13 protein-coding genes are annotated in these 18,834 nt (G+C 55.3%); 5 read left to right on the top strand and 8 right to left on the bottom strand.

Annotated elements, in window-relative coordinates; genetic code table 11:
* Positions 1 to 148: 148 nt before the first annotated feature.
* Positions 149 to 2,473, bottom strand: a complete 2,325-nt coding sequence (gene pbpC, locus CHU32_RS20380) for a peptidoglycan glycosyltransferase PbpC (protein ID WP_103677698.1) — start codon at positions 2,471 to 2,473, stop codon at positions 149 to 151.
* A 1-nt stretch (position 2,474) separates the two neighbouring features.
* The gene (locus CHU32_RS20375; protein WP_103677697.1) at positions 2,475 to 7,436 is read right to left on the bottom strand and encodes an alpha-2-macroglobulin family protein; all 4,962 of its coding nucleotides are present in this window, start codon (positions 7,434 to 7,436) and stop codon (positions 2,475 to 2,477) included.
* Positions 7,437 to 7,713: 277 nt separating this feature from the next.
* Here CHU32_RS20375 and CHU32_RS20370 point away from each other — a divergent pair, with 277 nt between their 5' ends.
* The 5 genes from CHU32_RS20370 to CHU32_RS20350 all read left to right on the top strand — a co-directional run bounded on the left by CHU32_RS20370 (position 7,714) and on the right by CHU32_RS20350 (position 13,079).
* Positions 7,714 to 9,258, top strand: a complete 1,545-nt coding sequence (locus tag CHU32_RS20370) for a PTS transporter subunit EIIC (RefSeq protein WP_103677696.1) — start codon at positions 7,714 to 7,716, stop codon at positions 9,256 to 9,258.
* Between the two features lie 11 nt (positions 9,259 to 9,269).
* Entirely contained in the window at positions 9,270 to 10,634 is a 1,365-nt protein-coding gene (locus tag CHU32_RS20365) for a 6-phospho-alpha-glucosidase (RefSeq protein ID WP_103677695.1), read from the top strand.
* A gap of 76 nt (positions 10,635 to 10,710) precedes the next feature.
* Positions 10,711 to 11,556, top strand: coding sequence for a 3-mercaptopyruvate sulfurtransferase (gene sseA / locus CHU32_RS20360; RefSeq protein ID WP_103677694.1), 846 nt, complete (start codon positions 10,711 to 10,713; stop codon positions 11,554 to 11,556).
* Positions 11,556 to 12,329, top strand: coding sequence for a MurR/RpiR family transcriptional regulator (locus tag CHU32_RS20355; protein ID WP_103677693.1), 774 nt, complete (start codon positions 11,556 to 11,558; stop codon positions 12,327 to 12,329). Before sseA ends, CHU32_RS20355 begins: the two co-directional genes overlap by 1 nt.
* Positions 12,330 to 12,416: 87 nt before the next feature.
* Positions 12,417 to 13,079, top strand: a complete 663-nt coding sequence (locus CHU32_RS20350; protein WP_425444903.1) for a DUF5066 family protein — start codon at positions 12,417 to 12,419, stop codon at positions 13,077 to 13,079.
* Positions 13,080 to 13,600: 521 nt separating this feature from the next.
* On the opposite strand, the gene sseB is transcribed toward CHU32_RS20350, so the two are convergent.
* The 6 genes from sseB to hscB all read right to left on the bottom strand — a co-directional run bounded on the left by sseB (position 13,601) and on the right by hscB (position 18,759).
* The gene (gene sseB, locus CHU32_RS20345; protein ID WP_103677692.1) at positions 13,601 to 14,377 is read right to left on the bottom strand and encodes an enhanced serine sensitivity protein SseB; all 777 of its coding nucleotides are present in this window, start codon (positions 14,375 to 14,377) and stop codon (positions 13,601 to 13,603) included.
* 110 nt (positions 14,378 to 14,487) lie between these two features.
* Positions 14,488 to 15,777 carry an aminopeptidase PepB gene (pepB, locus tag CHU32_RS20340; RefSeq protein ID WP_103677691.1) on the bottom strand — a complete coding sequence of 430 codons (1,290 nt, stop codon included), beginning with the start codon at positions 15,775 to 15,777 and terminating at the stop codon, positions 14,488 to 14,490.
* Between the two features lie 62 nt (positions 15,778 to 15,839).
* Positions 15,840 to 16,040, bottom strand: coding sequence for a Fe-S cluster assembly protein IscX (gene iscX / locus CHU32_RS20335; RefSeq protein ID WP_103677690.1), 201 nt, complete (start codon positions 16,038 to 16,040; stop codon positions 15,840 to 15,842).
* A 1-nt stretch (position 16,041) separates the two neighbouring features.
* Entirely contained in the window at positions 16,042 to 16,377 is a 336-nt protein-coding gene (gene fdx / locus CHU32_RS20330; RefSeq protein ID WP_103677689.1) for an ISC system 2Fe-2S type ferredoxin, read from the bottom strand.
* A gap of 1 nt (position 16,378) precedes the next feature.
* Complete coding sequence (hscA, locus tag CHU32_RS20325; RefSeq protein ID WP_103677688.1) at positions 16,379 to 18,229, bottom strand: Fe-S protein assembly chaperone HscA; 1,851 nt, start codon at positions 18,227 to 18,229, stop codon at positions 16,379 to 16,381.
* Positions 18,230 to 18,243: 14 nt separating this feature from the next.
* On the bottom strand, positions 18,244 to 18,759 hold the full coding sequence (hscB, locus tag CHU32_RS20320; RefSeq protein WP_103677687.1) for a co-chaperone HscB: 516 nt from the start codon (positions 18,757 to 18,759) through the stop codon (positions 18,244 to 18,246).
* Positions 18,760 to 18,834 lie beyond the last annotated feature (75 nt).

The raw sequence follows: 18,834 nt of genomic DNA, 5'->3' as shown, positions 1-18,834 counted from the left end.
GACGCTTATCAAATAACTATAAAGTATTAATTTATAAGCAACTTAAACGAAATAATTCTTATTTATTCAGGCTCCATCATTATTACGCCGGCGAAAAACAATGCCTGTCGGCGCTGCGTTAAAAACAGGTCCAGCGCGCTGCCTGTTTTTAACGCAGTTCAAAGCTGACCGTTGCGACCTGCCCTGCATCATCCATCGCCACAAGCTGGTAGCTCTGCGCTTTTTCAAGTTGCAGCGTAATGGCGCTTCCTGCCTCACTCAACGCCTCTCCGTTTAAAAACCACCATCTGCGCCCCTCTCCTCCTGTCGTCTGAACGGGCAGCGAAACGCTGGCCAGGCCTGGCAAATGGCGAATGACCGCGCCTTCGCGAACACCGGAAAGCACCAGTGGCAGGACGTTTTGCTGCTGCCTCGGCGGACAACTGTCGGAGGCTGGCGGAAGACGTGCGGTGCGGCGCTCCGCTGCCGCCAGCCAGGGCTCCAGAGGCAGCGGCCAGACCTGGAGTTCTTTTTCCACCGCATCCGGGCAGTCTGCCGCTACCCGCTGTCCTGCCGCATTCAGCCAGACCGGGAAACGAATCCCACGAATACCTTCCTGGCCCGGTAATAGCAGCGTCGGCGGCTGGCTATCGTCCAGTAGCCAGGTAGCAAGACGCCGGCGGCAGTTAGTGTCCCCGACAGGCAATGACTGCCCCCCGGGCCAACAGATAGTGCCGGCACTGACCGACGAGGGTCGCGGATCAACCGGCACACGCTCGCCTGACATCACTGGCCGCGACTGGAGAATATTATTAACCTGATTGAGCAATGGGACCGCGCTGGCAAAGCCAAACTGTCCGGCCACTGGCGTCCCGTCCGGACGTCCGGTCCAGATACCGATGGTATACCGGGCATTTAAGCCAATTGCCCAGGCATCGCGGTAGCCGTAGCTGGTACCGGTTTTCCACGCCAGCGGGGCGACACGCGGCAGGGAACCATCCGGTAGCGGTTGTTCTTCCCCCCCAAGAATGCGACGAATGATCCATGCCGCCCCCGGTGACAGCAGCGGCCGTTCGATCAGCGGATCGTCCGGCAATACACGCAGACGCCCCGCTTTACCATGACGGGCAAAGGCACTGTATGCGGCAGTAATATCTTCAAGCCTTGCCCCGGCACCACCGAGGATCAGTGCCAGGTTAGGCTGGGCATTCGCAGGCAGGATCAACGGTAATCCGGCATTACGCAGACGAGCAGCAAACTGTTTTGGGCCGTAGGCTTCCAGCACTTGTACCGCCGGAAGGTTAAGGGAGCGGACCAGGGCGTCACTCATGCTCACCGGACCGTGAAAGCCGCTATCGAAGTTACCGGGACGGTAATCGCCTGTTCGACGCGGTACATCCTGAAGCAGTGATGCGGGATGGATCAATCCTTCATCCATCGCCATTGCGTAAACAAAAGGTTTCAGCACCGATCCTGGCGATCGAATGGCTGCCACCATATCCACATGGCCAAAGCGACTGTCATCATTTATATCTGCCGATCCAACCCAACTGCGCACTTTCATATTGGTATGATCGACGACGATCATCGCCAGTGAACTGCGCGGCGGCAGCCGTGATTTCCAGTTCAGCGCCAGCTCTTCCATCTGCCGCTGTAGCGTGGCATCAAGGGTCGTGACGATTTTGTCCTGCTGGCTTCTGGCCAGTACCCGGCGCGAAAACAGCGGGGCCAGTTGTGGCATCTGCCGGGGGAACAGCCAGACTGGTTCCTGCTGCGCCTCTTTTACCCTCTCTGCGGGCCAGACGCCCTGCGTCAGCATACGCTCCAGCACTTTGTCCCGTGCCGCCTGCGCACGCTCCGGCCAGCGATCGGGTCGCAGACGGCTGGGCGCCTGGGGAAGTACGGCTAATAGCGCCGCTTCAGAATAGCTAAGCTGCGCCGGCGCTTTTCCAAGGTAGGCCCAACTGGCCGCGCCAACACCCTGAAGCGTGCCGCCAAACGGCGCACGGTTCAGGTAGAGCGTCAGAATATCGCGTTTGGAAAGATGCCACTCCAGTTGCAGAGCACGCCAGACCTGGCGGATCTTGCCGCCGAAAGTGCGCGGATGCGGATCGAGTAAACGAGCCACCTGCATAGTAAGCGTGCTACCACCGGAAACGATTTGACCAGAAGTAAGATCCTGCCAGGCGGCACGGGCAATCGACAGCGGGTTGATGCCTGGATGTTTCCAGAACCAGCGATCTTCGTATTGCAACAGCGCCTCGATATAACGCGGCGAGACGTCTTCGGGGGTGACAGGATAGCGCCAGATCCCCTCGGCATCGGCAAAGCGCCACAGAGGCGTGCCGTCTTCCGCCACAACCACACGTGCAGGCGTAACTTCTTTTAGCGGTAGCGGCCACAGACGATCGGCAGCAATAACCGCCAGCCACAGCAGCAACAGAAAACCCGCCAGCCAGCGCCAGCGGGTTTTTAGTTTATGCAATACCCACATATTACGGTGTAACGATCAACGGTCCACCTGCCGTTCCGGTGGCACGCCACTGCGGAACATACATGGATTCCACCTGGGGTGCCGGGATCTGATAGGTACCTGGGGTTACCGCACGTGCCAGATAGACCAGCGTTACCGGCTGCCCTTCATTTACCGCCACGGCTGCGACAAAGCGATCGTCACGGAATTCAACATGCTGGATATCAGCCTGCTGCATTTGCGTGACCAGCGCCTGCACTTCGGTCGCATTGTCTTCGAGGCTGGCGCTACTGTTCGCCAGGTTCTGGTTTTCCAGTTCCAGACCCGCAGGCAGTAAATCGACTACCAGCGCATCCGGCACGTTCTGACTGGCCGTGACTTCAAGCTGGACGAGTACCAGATCGCCACTGCGCAGCGCGTTAAGCGACTTTGTCTGCCCTTTGGTGTCGTAGATGTGGCGCTCAATATGCAGAACATTGCCTGAAGGTGCTGGTGCATATTCCGGATAGCCAGTGCTGTCCAGACGCAGCCACAGCGGCTGGCTACCGGTGTTGGTGACCTGAAGAGCGGCCAGTTGATCGGCAGTCACATTTTTCACCTGCGCTTTATCCGCACTGAATGGCTGCGCGTCAAGCGAGGTCTGTGCCTGCCAGGTCCCCGGCAGATCCTGCAACCCGCGGGCAGCGAGAAACAGGGCGTTGGTTTCCTGTGTTGACAGCCAGCGTTGACCAAATGCCTCTTGGGACAGCGCCGTCAGCAGACGGTTTTGCTGATCCGGCAACAGATTATTTTCTTTCAACAGCGTCAGCATCATGGCGTCATCACGCAGTACGCTACCGTAATCTGCCACCCAGACATGATTATCGGTACGCGGCGTTTTCATCGCCAGTTGAAGCGCCTGCTCACTGCGCGGCGCATCGCCCATAGACTTCAGCGCAATGCTAAGCTGCAACAGCGGCAGGCCGGAAGTCGCCTGGGCATGACGCTCCCAGATTTCACGCAGTGCACCCAGCGGGGCTTTCTGCTGACGCGCCAGTACCAGTGCAGCATAAGCCTGCGCAGCAAAGCGGCTCGCCTGAGCATTATCGCTATAGCGGATGGTCATCAGACCCGGCTCCTGAAGATAGCGCAGCAGGCGGTTATTGCCTTTGCTCATCGCCTCGGCCGGAACGCTGTAACCCTGCTCGCTGGCGCGCACCAGGAAATCCATGACATAGGCCGTAAGCCAGTACTCTTCCTGGCCGTCTTTACCCCACAGCGCAAAACCACCGTCCTGACGCTGCATTTGCAGCAGGCGCGAAATGCCCAGATCAATCGCGGCACGACGCTGTTCATCGCTGTCACCTTTAATACCCAGCGTTTTCAACTGCGCCGCACTGGTGTAAAGCGACGGGAAGAGCCCGCTGGTCGTTTGCTCAAGGCAGCCGTAAGGATAGGCTTTTAGTTCACGAATATAACGCGCCAGATTAAGTGGCGGCTTACCACTTAGCAACAGTTGCCCTTGCAAGGTGGCAGGCGAGAAGTTTTGTAACTCACCCTCTGGTATCTGCCAGCTTTCACCGGCCTGAAGTACCGTCCCCAGATTAACCGTTTGTGCCGGAAACGCCGGGCGAACGCCAAGCTTCCACTGTTTTTGCACGGGTGGCAGGTTTTCACCCGGCAGGTTAACCCCACTAATGGTGGCATCAATTTCGCCATCACCATAACCGTCTTGCGCACTGACCGGTACAAATAGCGTAACACGTACCCCCGGCGCAATTTTCAACGGCTCCGGCTGTGAACCCTCCAGTGTTAACAGACCGCTGGTTTTAAGCGCGACGTTGAGCGTTTGCGGTTTATCAGTCAGGTTAGTGACATCCAGCGTCAAACGGGACGCATCACCACTGGCAATAAAGCGCGGCATATTCAGCTCGGCAATCACTGGCGCAGCAACCACCACTTTATCTTCACTGCTGCCAAAATCTTCTGCCGTCCACGCCTGCGCCATTACGCGCAGTTCACCGTTAAAATCGCCAATTGGCAGCGTAACAGTACCTTCGCCTTTGTCATCCAGCACTACCGGCTGCGCCTGCTGAGCGATGATATTAACGTGATTGACCGGCGGCTTACCGCCCCGGTTCAGTTCATCGCCATCACCACCAAACCGCAGGCTGGCGAGGCGTCCCTGGCCTTCAATCACCTGGCCGTAGATATCGTAAATATCTGCGCCATAGCGTTTCTGACCAAAGAACGCTTTCCACGGGTCGGGCGTTACATAGTCGGTAATATTCAGTACGCCGCTATCTACAGCAGAAAGCAGGACGTTGACCTGTTTCGGCAATTCGCCCTCTTTCACGCTCGCTTTCACTTTCACCGTCAGCGGCTGGTTAGGCCGCATTTTATCCGGGCTGTCCAGCGCAATGTTAAGTCGACGATTTTCATCGCCCATCGGCAAATGCAAAATGCCGACGGCACGTTTTGGCGTCGCCGAGCGGGATTTATCACCAGGGCGCACCACCAGCGTGCTCAGATAGAGATCGTGACGATTCCAGCTTTTGTCGATGGGAATTGAAAGGTCCATACCCTGCGCAGGAACATCAATTTCCTGCCACCACAAGGGACCTTCGCTGGATTCCACCATAGCGTAACCTTTCCCGGCGGCGGGTGCTGCAACGTGCAGTTTAAGCGTATCGCCCGGTCGGTAAAAAGATTTATCCAGTTTCATAGTAACGCGATCCGGACGCACAGCACCGGTACCATCGCTGTTATCCTGCCAGCTATAGCCCGCCCAGAAACGCACACTGCTGATCGTTTCGTTCGGCGCTTTTACTTCGAGACGATATGAACCCCATTCAACCGGGAAGCTCACTTTTCCGGTCGCGTCGGCTGCCAGATCCAGCGACTGCTCGCCTTCTACCAGATCTTTTTGATCGAATTGTGATTCCCAGCCTTCGCTCTCGGACCAGTTCCAGTAATAGTCTCGACGCTCGTGGATCAGGCGGACCTGCAATCCGGAGACCGCTTTTTTCTGCCCCTGCGCATTTGCATAGACGATGTCAAAGGCTGCATTACTGTTCTCTTCCACCACTGGCTGATTGACGGTGGCGTCGGTACGGTAGTCATACACCGCTTTGCTGGCAAACTGTGGCCGGATGCCTGGTAAGGTATCCGCAGGCCAGATAGCCTGCTCAGCTCGGCGCGTCACCGGCCGACCGCCGGATTCCAGCAGGCTGGCCTGCAGCAATACTTGCAACGGCGAATGCGCTTCTTGCCACTGGCTGTCGGTGGTTACCTGTCCGCGGCCTTTTGCATCCAGCTTCAGGTTAACTTCATCCAGCGTGCGGGAGAGGTTATCTTCGCTGACATCGCCAAACTGGAAGCCGGGCAGCGCGTCAACGGCCTCACGCAACGGGCGCAGGAACAGTTTGCCCTGGAGGGCGTTGTTCGCCGCCGGTGCGCCATACAGATAATAGCCAACCACATCAAAATTGACGCTGTCCGCCGGGGCCAGCGGCGTTTTTTGCGCGGTTAAATTAAGCGCCATCCGCTCGGGCATAAAATCTTCAACGTTGAAATCCCATAGCCGCGGCTGGTTATCCCCGGTATTGGCGCGAATATGCCACATCCCAGTTGTCGCCGTGCTTTCCAGCGGGTAGTTAAAGCGATAGAGACCATTTTCCGCTTTGCTTACCACCGTGCGGATCACTTGTCCGTCAGGCTTGATCACCTCCAGCTTGACCGGCTGGTCGGCCAGTGCTTTACCGTCGCTGTCGCGCAGTAAACCGTTGAGGATCACCGTTTCGCCAGGGCGATAGAGATCGCGCGGGCCAAACATGAAAAATTGTTTGCTGTACCCTGGATCGCCCGCGATTTTGAACTCGGCCAGATCCAGCGCCGGAAGATTGAGATCCAGCAGCGTAGTCTGACCGTCTTTACGCGCCAGCAGCAACGCGCCGGCTTTTTCACTTTCGAGCGTGGTGCGACCATGGCTGTCGCTGGTTGCCTGCGCCAGCGTCTGACCTTTTTCATTGAGCAGCATGACGTCAACGCCGGACTGCAACGCGCCGTTTTCCAGACTTTGGGTGAAGACTTCCAGCCGATTGTGGTAGCGGTGAGTGGAAAGGCCAATATCACTCAGCGTAAACAGGGTGGCGGCATTGCTGTAGCTATAATGTCCGGCCTGATTCATCACCGCAATGTACACGCCCGCCTGCTGCAACGGTTTGATGTCGCCAAGCGGCAGCATCAGTTTTTCCTGGGTATTTTTAGCCGGATTAAGGTCAAAACGACCGGTATACACCAGGTCGGCCATTTTCAGCAGTTCATCCGATTCCCAGTTAGACAGCGAACTGCGGTATTCCCACTGGCTGACGAATGCGGCCAGCGACTCCGGCTTCACGCGAAAGAAGTTAACGTCAATGTTATTCACATTCAGCGCCATCACCGGCAGGCCTTCAACGACTTTACCCGGCAGCAGCGAGCCACGGCTGGCAAATCCAACGGACGGCTGGATATTGCGCGTCGTGATCGCTTTTTCAAAGGATTTACCGAACGTCGCTTTATTCAGGGCCGTGACACCGCTATCAACAGTGAGCACCAGGTTACGGTTTGGCTCAAGATGGCGTAAACGCAGCTCTTTAAGATTAGGAGCCAGTTCCCACGCGCCATCGACCTTGCCCTCTTTTTTATCGACGAGGTGCACGGTATGGGAGAAGTCCTGCTCAGGATCGAGCGGAATTGAGAAAGTAAGTACTAATGTTGCCGCGCCTTCAAGCTGAACCTCTGAGGCATCAAGCAGATTGAGCGCCTTGCCCTGGCTTTGCGCCGCCAGTTTTTTTAACTGTGCATCATCAGGCTTTGCCGGTGGCGTTTTCGCCTGCGTCGCCGTTGAGGGGGACGCCGCTGCCGGAGCCGCTGCCTGAGTTTTATTGTTGTCATCGCATCCAGCAAGGCTGAAGGCGGCCACCAGCGTAAGGGTTAGTGCCGTCAGGCGAAACTGTTTCATGGTTAAATCCCTGGCCAAAAGCCGTCAATCACGGTTGGTAATATTATGCGCAACTTTCACGAATACAAAAGTCCGAATAATGGTTGTTGAATCTCGATCGCACGTTATTTTTCGTTATTGCATGATGTTACATCACTCACACTATCGAAAGTAACATGTTACATAAGACGTTATTTGTTTTTAAAACAGTCAGATAGATGGATTCTATGCAGTCGTCACTGCTAGGTTATCAGCATTGACGCCATCTTGTGCGCGGTTCATTAACAGAGGGAAGAGTATGAAACGAGCCGTAAACGCCTTACAAAATTTTGGAAAATCATTGTATGGCCCGGTACTTATTTTACCTATCGTCGGATTATTTATCGCGTTTGGTAATGTGCTGGGTAACGGCAATCTTGCCGAGTACCTGCCCTTTCTCGGCTATCCGTTAATCCAGAGCATTGGCCAGCTTATTGCAAAATCCGCCGTCTCGGTACTGGTCAATCTGGCACTGGTATTTGCTGTAGGTATTCCCATTGGCCTGGCCGCGAGGGATAAAGGCTATGCTGCGCTGATTGGCCTGGTGACGTTTGTGGTGTTTATCAACGCCATGAACGTGACGTTACAGCTCCAGGGTGCGCTGGCTCCCGTCGAACAGATGCGCGCGGCCGGGCAAAGCATGGTGTTGGGAGTGCAGGTGCTGGAGATGGGCGTTTTCGCTGGCATCCTGACGGGTGCACTTTCCGGCTATCTGTATAACCGCTATTCCGGCGTACAGTTTTCCGGGGCGATGGCCATTTATTCCGGACACTGTTTTGTCGCCATTATTATGCTGCCGGTATCAATTATTCTGGGCGTAGTGATGAGCGAAATCTGGCCTTTCGCCCAGCACGGCATCAGTACGCTGGCCCTGTTAATTAAAAGCTCTGGCGCTTTTGGCGTCGCCATTTACGGCTTTCTGGAGCGCATTTTAGTCCCCACCGGTCTGCATCATCTGGTCTATACCCCATTTTTATATACTGAGCTGGGTGGCACTTCAGACGTCTGCGGCACGGTTTATCAGGGCGCACGTAATATCTACTTCGCAGAAATGGCCTGCCCGGAAGTTAAACAGCTAAGCAGCACCGTAGTCTGGGATGCACGTGGTATCAGTAAAATGTTTGGCTTACCTGCCGCCGCGCTGGCGATGTATGTCACGGCCAAACCAGAACGTAAGGCGGCAGCGAAAGCGATCCTGATCCCCGCCGCGCTGACCTCAATGCTGGTGGGCGTGACGGAACCCATCGAATTTTCATTCCTGTTTGTCGCCCCAATGCTGTTTATCGTCCACGCCGTACTGACCGGCATTGGCATGATGCTGTTTTATCTGCTCGACGTTCATGCCATCGGCGCGAATGGCATTATCGATTTCGTGCTCTACAACCTGCCGCTCGGTACGGAGAAGTCCAACTGGCCGATGTATATCGTGGTCGGGCTTATCATGTCCGTCCTCTATTTTGTCGTTTTCCGCTTCTTAATTCGTCACTTCGATATGAAAACGCCGGGGCGTGAAGACGACGATCAGGAAACACGCTTGTATAGCAAACAAGAATATCAGACCAAAGGTCAGAATGATGGTCTCGGTGAAGCGATTATCGCCGGGCTGGGCGGACGCGAGAACATTGACGTCGTCGACAACTGTTATACCCGCCTGCGCGTCACGGTCAAAGATGTGACCACTATTGACGAGCCGCGACTGAAAGCAACCGGTGCGAAAGGCGTTATCAAACAAGGTAATAACGTTCAGGTAGTCTACGGGCTGCATGTGAAAAAAATGCGTGAGGCCGTTGAGTCGGTACTCTGAAGGAGGCAATAATGAGTAAACCCCCATTTATTTTATCCATCGCGGGCGGCGGCAGTACCTATACGCCCGGCATTGTCAAAAGTCTGATGATGCGGCTGGAGGATTTCCCGCTGGCTGAAATTCGCCTCTACGATATTGATGAATCACGGCAAAATACCATTGCGCCCGTAGTGGAAAAGGTCATTCGCGATCACAGCCAGTCGATAAAATTTACCGTCACCGGCGATCCCGAAACAGCTTTTAGCGGCGCGCACTTTGTTTTTGCGCAAATGCGTGTCGGTCAGTACAAAATGCGCGAACAGGATGAAAAAATTCCGCTTAAACATGGTGTTGTCGGCCAGGAAACCTGTGGTCCTGGCGGTCTGGCTTACGGCCTGCGGACGATTCTGCCAATGGTTGAGCTGATCGACATGGCGGAACGCTACGCGGATAAAAAAGCATGGATTGTGAACTATTCTAATCCGGCTGCGATTGTCGCTGAAGGGGTGCGTCGTCTGCGACCCAACGCGCGGGTGCTGAATATTTGCGATATGCCGGTGGCAGCAATGCGCAATATGGGGGCGATCCTCGGCGTGGATCGGCATAAATTACAGGTCGATTATTTTGGCCTCAACCATTTTGGCTGGTTTACCCGGGTACTGGTCGATGGTGAAGATCGCCTGCCGGAGTTGCGCCGTCATATCGCCCGCTTTGGGCTTCTGACTGAGGATGCGGCGCAGACCGATCCGCAGCATGCCGATCCATCGTGGGTGAAAACCTGGCGCAATATTAAACCGATTATGGATCACTTTCCGGAGTATCTGCCCAATCCCTATCTGCAATATTATTTAATGCCCAATGACATTGTTGCACATCAGGACCCGAATTATACCCGCGCTAACGAAGTGATGAACGGACGCGAGAAAAAGCTGTTCGCCGCCGCCGAAGAGTATAAGCGCAGCGGCATTCTGCCGGATGCGTTTCACGTTGGCGTCCACGGAGCGTTTATTGTTGACGTTGCCTGCTCGCTGGCCTTTGATCTGCGTCAGCGGCATTTAGTTATTGTGGAGAACAAAGGCGCAATAGCCAATCTGCCTTACGATGCAATGGTCGAAGTGCCTGCATATATCACCAGCGAAGGACCGGAACCGGTCAGAATGGGCGCGGTACCGTTGTTCCATCAAACACTGCTCATGCAGCAACTCGCCTCAGAACAGTTGCTGGTGGAAGCGACCATTGAAGGAAGCTACGAGAAGGCACTTCAGGCCTTTACGCTGAACCGCACGGTTCCCACCATGCAGCATGCCAAAGCGATCCTTGACGACATGATCGCCGCTAACCGCGATTACTGGCCACAGCTACAACAAGCCTGGCAAAATGGGGAGGCGATCAAATAATTTCACCGTGGGCTTGCTTGTCGGCGTGAGAAAAAACACCGACAATTCAGTGATGATGAATAACACGGAGGCAAGCATGTCCACTTCATTTTTTGTCGCGGCCGACTGGCTGACTGAACACGCTGCAGATCCCGAGATCCAGATTATCGACGCACGAATGGCTCCCCCGGGCGTTACCGATCGTGACGTGGTAGAAGAGTATCGCGCCGGGCACATCCCCGGCGCGATTTCATTTGATATTGAAGCGCTTTCCGATCATAACAGCCCTCTCCCCCATATGATGCCGCGCCCGGAAGCGTTTGCGGTTGCCATGCGTGAGCTTGGCGTCAATAAAGATAAGCATCTGGTGGTTTACGACGACGGTAATCTGTTCTCCGCCCCACGCGCGTGGTGGATGCTGCGCACGTTCGGTGCTCAGCATGTCTCGATTCTGGCCGGCGGTCTGGTCGGCTGGCTGCGCGACGGCCTGCCGCTGGAATCTGGCGTTTCGAATCAGGGGGAAGGAGAATTTGAAGTTGAGTTTGATAGCGAAGCAGTGAAACGCCTGACCGATGTCATGCTGGTCAGCCATGAAAAGTCGGCGCAACTGGTTGATGCGCGACCTGCGCCGCGCTTTAACGCCCAGGCAGATGAACCCCGCCCCGGTCTGCACCGCGGTCATATTCCTGGTGCGCTGAATGTTCCGTGGAATGATTTGGTGGTCAATGGCGAAATGAAAACCACCGATGAGCTGAGCGAAATATTTTCCCGCCAGGGTGTTGATCTCAAAAAACCCATTATCGCCAGTTGTGGTTCGGGTGTGACTGCTGCCGTGGTTGTACTGGCTCTCGCCACCCTGGGCGTTAATGACGTAAAACTTTATGATGGCTCCTGGAGCGAATGGGGTGCACGCGACGACCTGCCGATTGAACCTGTTTCATAATGGATAACCGGCTTGCTCCTCTTCTTTCGCGCGGGGAGCTACTTACCCGCGCGGAATTCCGTGTGCTTGCGCATCTGACGGAGCACCCTCTGCTGGTCGGTCATGTCACCGTACGGGAGCTGGCAAAACAAACGTATGTGTCTACCGCCACCATCGTGCGGCTGTGCCAGAAGCTGGGATTTAGCGGCTATAGCGAGTTTATCTGGCACTGTAAGCAGCTTTTATCTGATACGCCGCACATTAGCGCGCAGTCTCCAGATACCGCAGATAACCTGCCAGAGCTATTTGCCCATTTCATCGCTAACTATCAGCAGACATTTCACTGGATTAGCAGAGAGAAACGTCAGCGCTTCACGGCCCTGCTGCGCGACAAAGAAAGCTTTTTTCTCTACGGCGCAGGGTTTTCTTATCTTTTCGCGGAATACCTGACCAAGAAATTACAGGTGCTGGGCAAAGCGGCGTTTATTTCCGGCCCCGGCGACAGCCGCAATATCTTTCTCAGCAATGCGGCACGCTATCAGGTATTTATTGCCGTCTCGCGCAGCGGCGAAACCGAGCAGGTGCTGGATAAGGCGCGAATCGCCAAAAATGTCGGCATGACGGTAGTCGCCTTTACCCGCGCCTCTGCTAACAGCCTCGCGGAACTGGCCGACCTGCATTTTGCGCTGTATGACGACGCGGTGCATTTTGCGGCTGAGGCGGCGGGGATCACCTCATTTGAATCTAATCTGGTGCTGCTGATTGATTTACTGTTGCTGGAGGCGACAGAATAATTTTTGCGTTCTAAATATATTCTTAATGATTTCCCTGACGGGTGGCTTTTTATTATCGACGGAATAGATTATGACAGTATCCTTAAAATAAATGCCGGACAGAAAACGGAATATTCACTAAATGATTTAATGGAACTCATTAAACGCGCTAACCGTAATAAAATACTGCATCCGATGCCCTCTGAAGAGGTGAATCGTCTACGAGTACGCAAGTATCGCGATCCGCAGAATGAGGAGACAACCGAGCTACCCGAAAGCCTGAAAGCGTTGTTGGCCTACGATTGTAACCTGACCAACACTCGTGGTCAGAACGTTTTCGCTGATGTCCTTGATCGCATCGATGAGCACGGCGTCATCCATTCCGATACGCCGGATATTGACGCGTATTATGGCAATTATATGGATCAGGGCGGCAAATCAATGGAGGAACTGGCACCTATCTGGGAAAACGACCCCCGGCTGCCAGCCTTAATTCGTATCATCCATCCTGGCGATCAGCGCATTTTTCTTTACGTTACTGAACGAGATGATGTCGGCGAATACCCAGTGGCCCGTATCGAACGCTTCGAGTTTTGGATGGCGGAATCTTCCCTGATTGAATATTTGTACAGGATTTTTACCGATGATGAGGATTCCAAACCTGAGTGGGAAGCACGTAAGAAGGCCAATGAAAAACGCGATAAAACCCTGCTGGGCATGAAATCACTCCATGACGACCTGTACGCCAAACTGAAAGAATTTGACGACTGAACGTTTTACTCTGACTGAATGCGTGGTCGCGATTAATCACCGCCATAAAAAAACCGCCTGTGCAGGCGGTTTTTTTAATGCTGGTCCGGTTCGCGGCCTTTCCAGCGGGCTGTGTTGCCAAAGCAACGCAGGCACGTCTCAGTCCCTTAATACTCGTTAGTGGCATCGTTAAAGTCAAGCATTTTTCATACGGTAACCACACTCAAACCAGGGTATTATCTGATCGGCCCTTTCCGCCGCCTCGCAAGCGGGCACTGGCTTCGGGAAAGGATGTTCCATGGCCGTAAGCGCAGGCACGTCTCAGTGCTTGCTATCACGCCATTATCGCCAGTGGTGCTGTCGTGATGCGGTCTTTGCATGGACCGCACAATGAAACGATACCTGTGTATCGCGCTTATTGTTTCCGGCACGCTGTTTGCGCACCTTAGCGAAGACGGAAATCTTTCCACCGACGCGAATCGTGTAGCGCTCAACGTCACGGGCAGGTAAGCGTGGATGCCGCCCTACGGGGCGGCTTTCCATTAAATGATCCGGTTCTGCTTAAAATCACGCAGGAAACTGCCCCAGCGCTTTTCGTAGAACGGCGTGATATGCGCCAGCATAAAATGGCTGATCCCTTTCTCGCCTTCCGTGACCTGACACAAATCGACAGGTTCGTCACCAGGCAAGGTATCGCTCGCCACGCTGCCTGCGGCGTGAATAATTTCTTCGATATCCCCTTCGGCTTCAATACCAATCAGCAGGTTAGACGGCTGGTCAGCCCCTTCTTTGATGGAACACAAAAACGCACGCTTCACCGTTTTCAGGGTCTTAAACAGCGCGGTCAGGGAGTCAATCATCTGCGCGGGCGGCTCTGCCACTTCAGACAATAAAAGCGACGTTCCGCCTTCCAGTACCTGCTGCGTGCTGAGCGGATTACCCTCTTCTGCAATCAAATGACTGATTTCGCGCGGCGTAAATTCTTTGCCAGTAGGTAGTTTGGCATTCAGGAACAGCGTTTCGCCGAGGGTCATTTCAAAAAGCGTACGCACCGGCATGACCACAAATGCCTGTTCCTCTGTCACGGCCTGCTGTAACGCCTGCAGGGAGGAGAAAAATGGCACTACTGAGGTGCCATCGTCTTTTTCCCAGTGCTGGAGATCCACGGCGCTGTCGGCCATCACCGCTTCACCTTCGGCAGCCGTTCCCGGCACCCAGACGGTCGATTCCAGCAGCGTGCGGAAGAAGGCCGGACGATGCGCCGGTTCGGTCGCCGCCTGTTCCAGCAGGGTTTCTAATTCGTTTTTGGTGTCAGACATAAGCTCGCTACGTCAAAATGCCGGGTGGCGTTTCGCTTACCCGGCCAGTGGTTCACAGGAGAGTTAACACACGCCATAACGGTCGATATGGCGTGTTACCCGCCACACGATTACTCAGCGGTCAACAAATTCGCAAGCGTGCGTACCCCAAGGCCAGTGGCCCCGGCAGCCCACTGTTCAACCGCCCCTTTGCGGTAGGTTGCAGAGCAGTCTATATGCAACCAGCCCTGCCGGTAGTTTTCTACAAAGTGGGACAGAAACCCCGCTGCGGTGCTTGCACCTGCCGGATACGCGGCGCTACCGGTGTTGTTCAGCTCGGCAAAGTTAGAAGGTAACTGGTGACGATGGAACTCGGCTAACGGCAGACGCCAGAATGGCTCGTTCTCTGCCTGCGCGCTGGTTAATAAACGGTGTGCCAGCGCATCGTCAAAGCTAAACAGTGCATGATAATCATTGCCCAGTGCGGTCTTGGCGGCCCCGGTGAGGGTTGCCGCGTCGATCAGCAGTTCAGGCTTCTGGGCTGAAGCGTCGATCAGGCCGTCTGCCAGCACCAGCCGGCCTTCGGCATCGGTGTTCATCACTTCAACCGTTTTGCCATTGCGGTAATGAATAATGTCGCCCAGCTTGAAGGCATTGCCACTAACCATATTGTCGGCACAGCACAGGTACAGTTTTACGCGCTTGTTAAGGCCGCGCTGAATGGCGAATGCCAGCGCGCCGGTGACCAGCGCCGCGCCGCCCATATCAGACTTCATGGAGTCCATAAACGCGCTTTGTTTGAGACTGTAGCCGCCGGTATCAAAGGTGATGCCTTTACCCACCAGGCAGGCATAAACCGGGGCATTTTTATCGCCGGTCGGGTTATAGTCGAGGGCTAACAAAACCGGCTGACGATCGGAACCGCGTCCCACGGTATGCAGGCCAAGGTAGTTCTGCTCGCGCAGATCTTCACCCTTAGTAATACGATAAGAAACCTGCTCGCCCGCCACGCCAGACAGCAGGTCTACCGCGCGCTGCGCCAGTTGCTCAGGACCCACTTCTTCAGCAGGCGCATTAATAATATCGCGCACCCAGTCGATGATTTTCAGGCGGCTATCCAGCTCTTTCTGTTCTGCCTCGTCCAGTGACGCCCACTCAACCTTACGGCTGCCTTTTGGTCCTTTATAGCCCTGCCAGAATGCCCAGCTACGGTCGGCGTCCCAGCCTTCGCCGGCCAGCTGGACGTGTTTAATGCCCAGGCCGTCGATTTTACGCGCCGCGCGCTGGATCAGCGCTAAATCTTCTTTACCATTCAGGTGCAGGGAAATGCCGTCGTTGTTAATGCTGTAAGCGGCTTTCTCACCCCAGCGCGCATCGGCAGGCTGGGTGGAAAGCGTAATTTTCATGGCGTCGGTTGTCATCGTATTATCCTTTTTTATTAGCCCATGTATGCAAAAGGGCCGCCCGAAGGCAGCCCGACAACTTATTCTGCTTCATCTAACCAGACTAGCAGAATCGCCTCCAGAATTTTTTCATTGGATGCGTTTGGATCGTCGTCAAACTCGTCCAGCTCGCAGATCCACTGATGCAGATCGGTAAAACGCACGGTTTTTGGATCAAGATCCGGGCGGCTGTCGTATAGCGCCTCGCCGATTTCACGGCTATCGGTCCACTTCAGTCCCATCTTAATGCTCCCGCGCGTGGTTAATGGTGTAGCGAGGGATCTCAACCACCAGATCTTCGTCGGTGACGCGCGCCTGACAGCCTAAACGGCTTTCCGGCTCCAGACCCCAGGCTTTATCCAGCATGTCGTCTTCGTCTTCCGTGCTCTCTGCCAGGGAGTCAAAACCCTCACGCACGATGCAGTGACAGGTAGTGCAGGCACACGATTTTTCACAGGCGTGTTCGACTTCAATACCGTTACGCAGGGCAACGTCAAGAATCGTTTCGCCGATCTCAGCTTCCAGAACTGCGCCATCCGGACAGAGATCCTGATGAGGCAGAAAAACAATCTTTGGCATATTAAACCTCGTCCACGGAGTGGCCTTTCAACGCGCTACGGACAGACTGGTCCATGCGGCGAGCGGCGAACTCCTGGGTTTGCTTATCAACATTTTTAATGGCTTGTTCTATTGCGTCAGCGTCATTGCTTTCAGCAGCCACACGCAGATGCGCGGCGGCCTCGTCAATCATCTGACGTTCTGCGGCGCTGAGCAGCGCGGCATCGGCAGCGAGCGCACCGGTCAAACTCTCCAGTACGCGCGCGGCTTCGACTTTTTGCTCCGCCAGCATACGCGCCTGAACATCCTGGGCGGCGTAGCTCATGGAGTCGTGGATCATGCTGGCAATTTCAGCATCTGACAATCCATAGGACGGTTTCACCTGGATCGACGCTTCCACGCCGGTGGATTTTTCCATCGCCGTCACGCTCAGCAGGCCGTCGGCATCCACCTGGAAGGTCACGCGAATATGCGCCCCGCCCGCAGGCAGCGCCGGAATACCGCGCAGCGCAAAGCGTGCCAGCGAGCGGCAATCTTGTACCAGCTCGCGCTCACCCTGCATAACGTGAATAGACATCGCAGTCTGACCGTCTTTAAAAGTGGTGAATTCCTGCGCGCGGGCCACCGGGATGGTGGTATTGCGCGGGATCACTTTTTCGACCAGGCCACCCATGGTTTCCAGCCCCAGCGACAGCGGGATCACGTCCAGCAGCAGCATTTCGCTGTCCGGCTTATTCCCCACCAGAATATCCGCCTGGATCGCCGCGCCGATGGCAACCACTTTATCCGGGTCGATGGCGGTCAGCGGCGTACGGCCAAAGAACTCCCCTACCCGCTCACGCACAAGCGGCACGCGGGTAGAGCCGCCCACCATCACCACTTCCAGCACGTCATTAGCCTCGACGCCGGCGTCTTTCAGTGCGCGGCGGCAGGAGAGTAGCGTGCGTTTGACCAGCGTGGCGATCAGGTCGTTAAACTGCGCGCGGGTCACATCACCCTGCCAGCCTGCCACCTCAACGTGCACTGTATCCGCATCGCTGAGGGCAATTTTGGCGGCAATGGCAGCGTCGAGAAGCTGGCGCTGCAAACGGTCATCGCTGCGGTCATTCAGGTTCGCCTGCTCGCGGAGCCAGTCCGCCAGCAGGTGATCGAAATCATCGCCGCCGAGCGCTGAATCACCGCCGGTCGCCAGCACTTCAAATACGCCACGGCTTAAGCGCAGGATGGAAATATCAAACGTACCGCCGCCAAGGTCATAAACCGCAATCACACCTTCTTTACCGGAATCCAGACCGTAGGCAATCGCGGCGGCGGTCGGCTCATTGAGCAGACGCAGAACGTGAAGCCCCGCCAGACGCGCGGCGTCTTTGGTGCCCTGCCGCTGCGCATCGTCGAAATAGGCCGGAACGGTGATCACCACGCCATCCAGCTCTCCTGCCAGCGCTTCACTGGCGCGGGCGCTCAGGGCGCTGAGGATATCGGCAGAGATGCGAATGGGATTGAGCACGCCCGCAGGCGTTGCGATCATCGGCAGTCCGTTTTCACTTGCCTGAAGCTGATACGGCAGATGTGGATAACGGGAAACGATATCGGCAAGCGATCGGCCCATCATGCGTTTGACGGAGCTGACGGTATTTGCCGGGTCCTGCGCTGCCTGATCGCGCGCCTCATAACCCACAACATGCCCCTGCGCCTGGTAATGCACCACGGACGGCAGTAAATGGCGGCCCTGATGATCGGGGAGCGTTTCCGCCTGGCCGCTGCGCACGGTAGCGACCAGCGAGTTGGTGGTACCTAAGTCAATGCCCGCCGCCAGACGACGCTGGTGCGGCGCGGCGCTCAGACCCGGCTCACTAATTTGTAATAAAGCCATAATTGCTTCCGAAATTAAAAATCGAGCAGCTTTTCTTCGAGTTGTTCTGCTGAGTGTTGCAGTTTATCGAGAAAACGCAGTTTACGCACGGTGTCCGCCGCCGTCTCCCACGCTTCGCGATCGAGTTGTTCCACCATGTGCTGATGACGCTCGTCAATCATCTGCTTCACGCGCTTCATAAAGTCTGCAAGGCGCGTTTCATCTTTCGCCTGCTCAATTTCATCCAGCGCTTCACGGAGCTCAAGCTGCTCCATCAGAAAAGCAGTGTCGCGTACGGTATGCTGCTCGCTGGCGAGATCAAAACCGTGCAACGAGAGCAGATACTCAGCGCGCATCAGCGGATGGCGCAGCGTTTGCCAGGCCTGATTAATCGTTGCCGATTTCTGCACCGCCGCCAGTTGCTCTGCCGACGTGCCGCTGGCAAATTTATCAGGATGAAACTGACGTTGCAGATCCTGAAAGCGCGCGCTCAGCGCCTGGATATCGACCGGATAGCGGGCGGGTAAACCAAAAAGAGTGAAATAATCCATAACAATCTTAGGGTTAGCCTGTTAAAACAAACCCCACGCGCAGGATGCTGCGGTGGGGTTCCTTGGTGACACGCG

The organism is Superficieibacter electus (genome assembly GCF_002915575.1).
GTDB lineage: Bacteria > Pseudomonadota > Gammaproteobacteria > Enterobacterales > Enterobacteriaceae > Superficieibacter > Superficieibacter electus.
The sequence above is the reverse complement of the archived record's forward strand: the minus strand, read 5'-3'. Positions and strand labels throughout refer to the sequence as shown.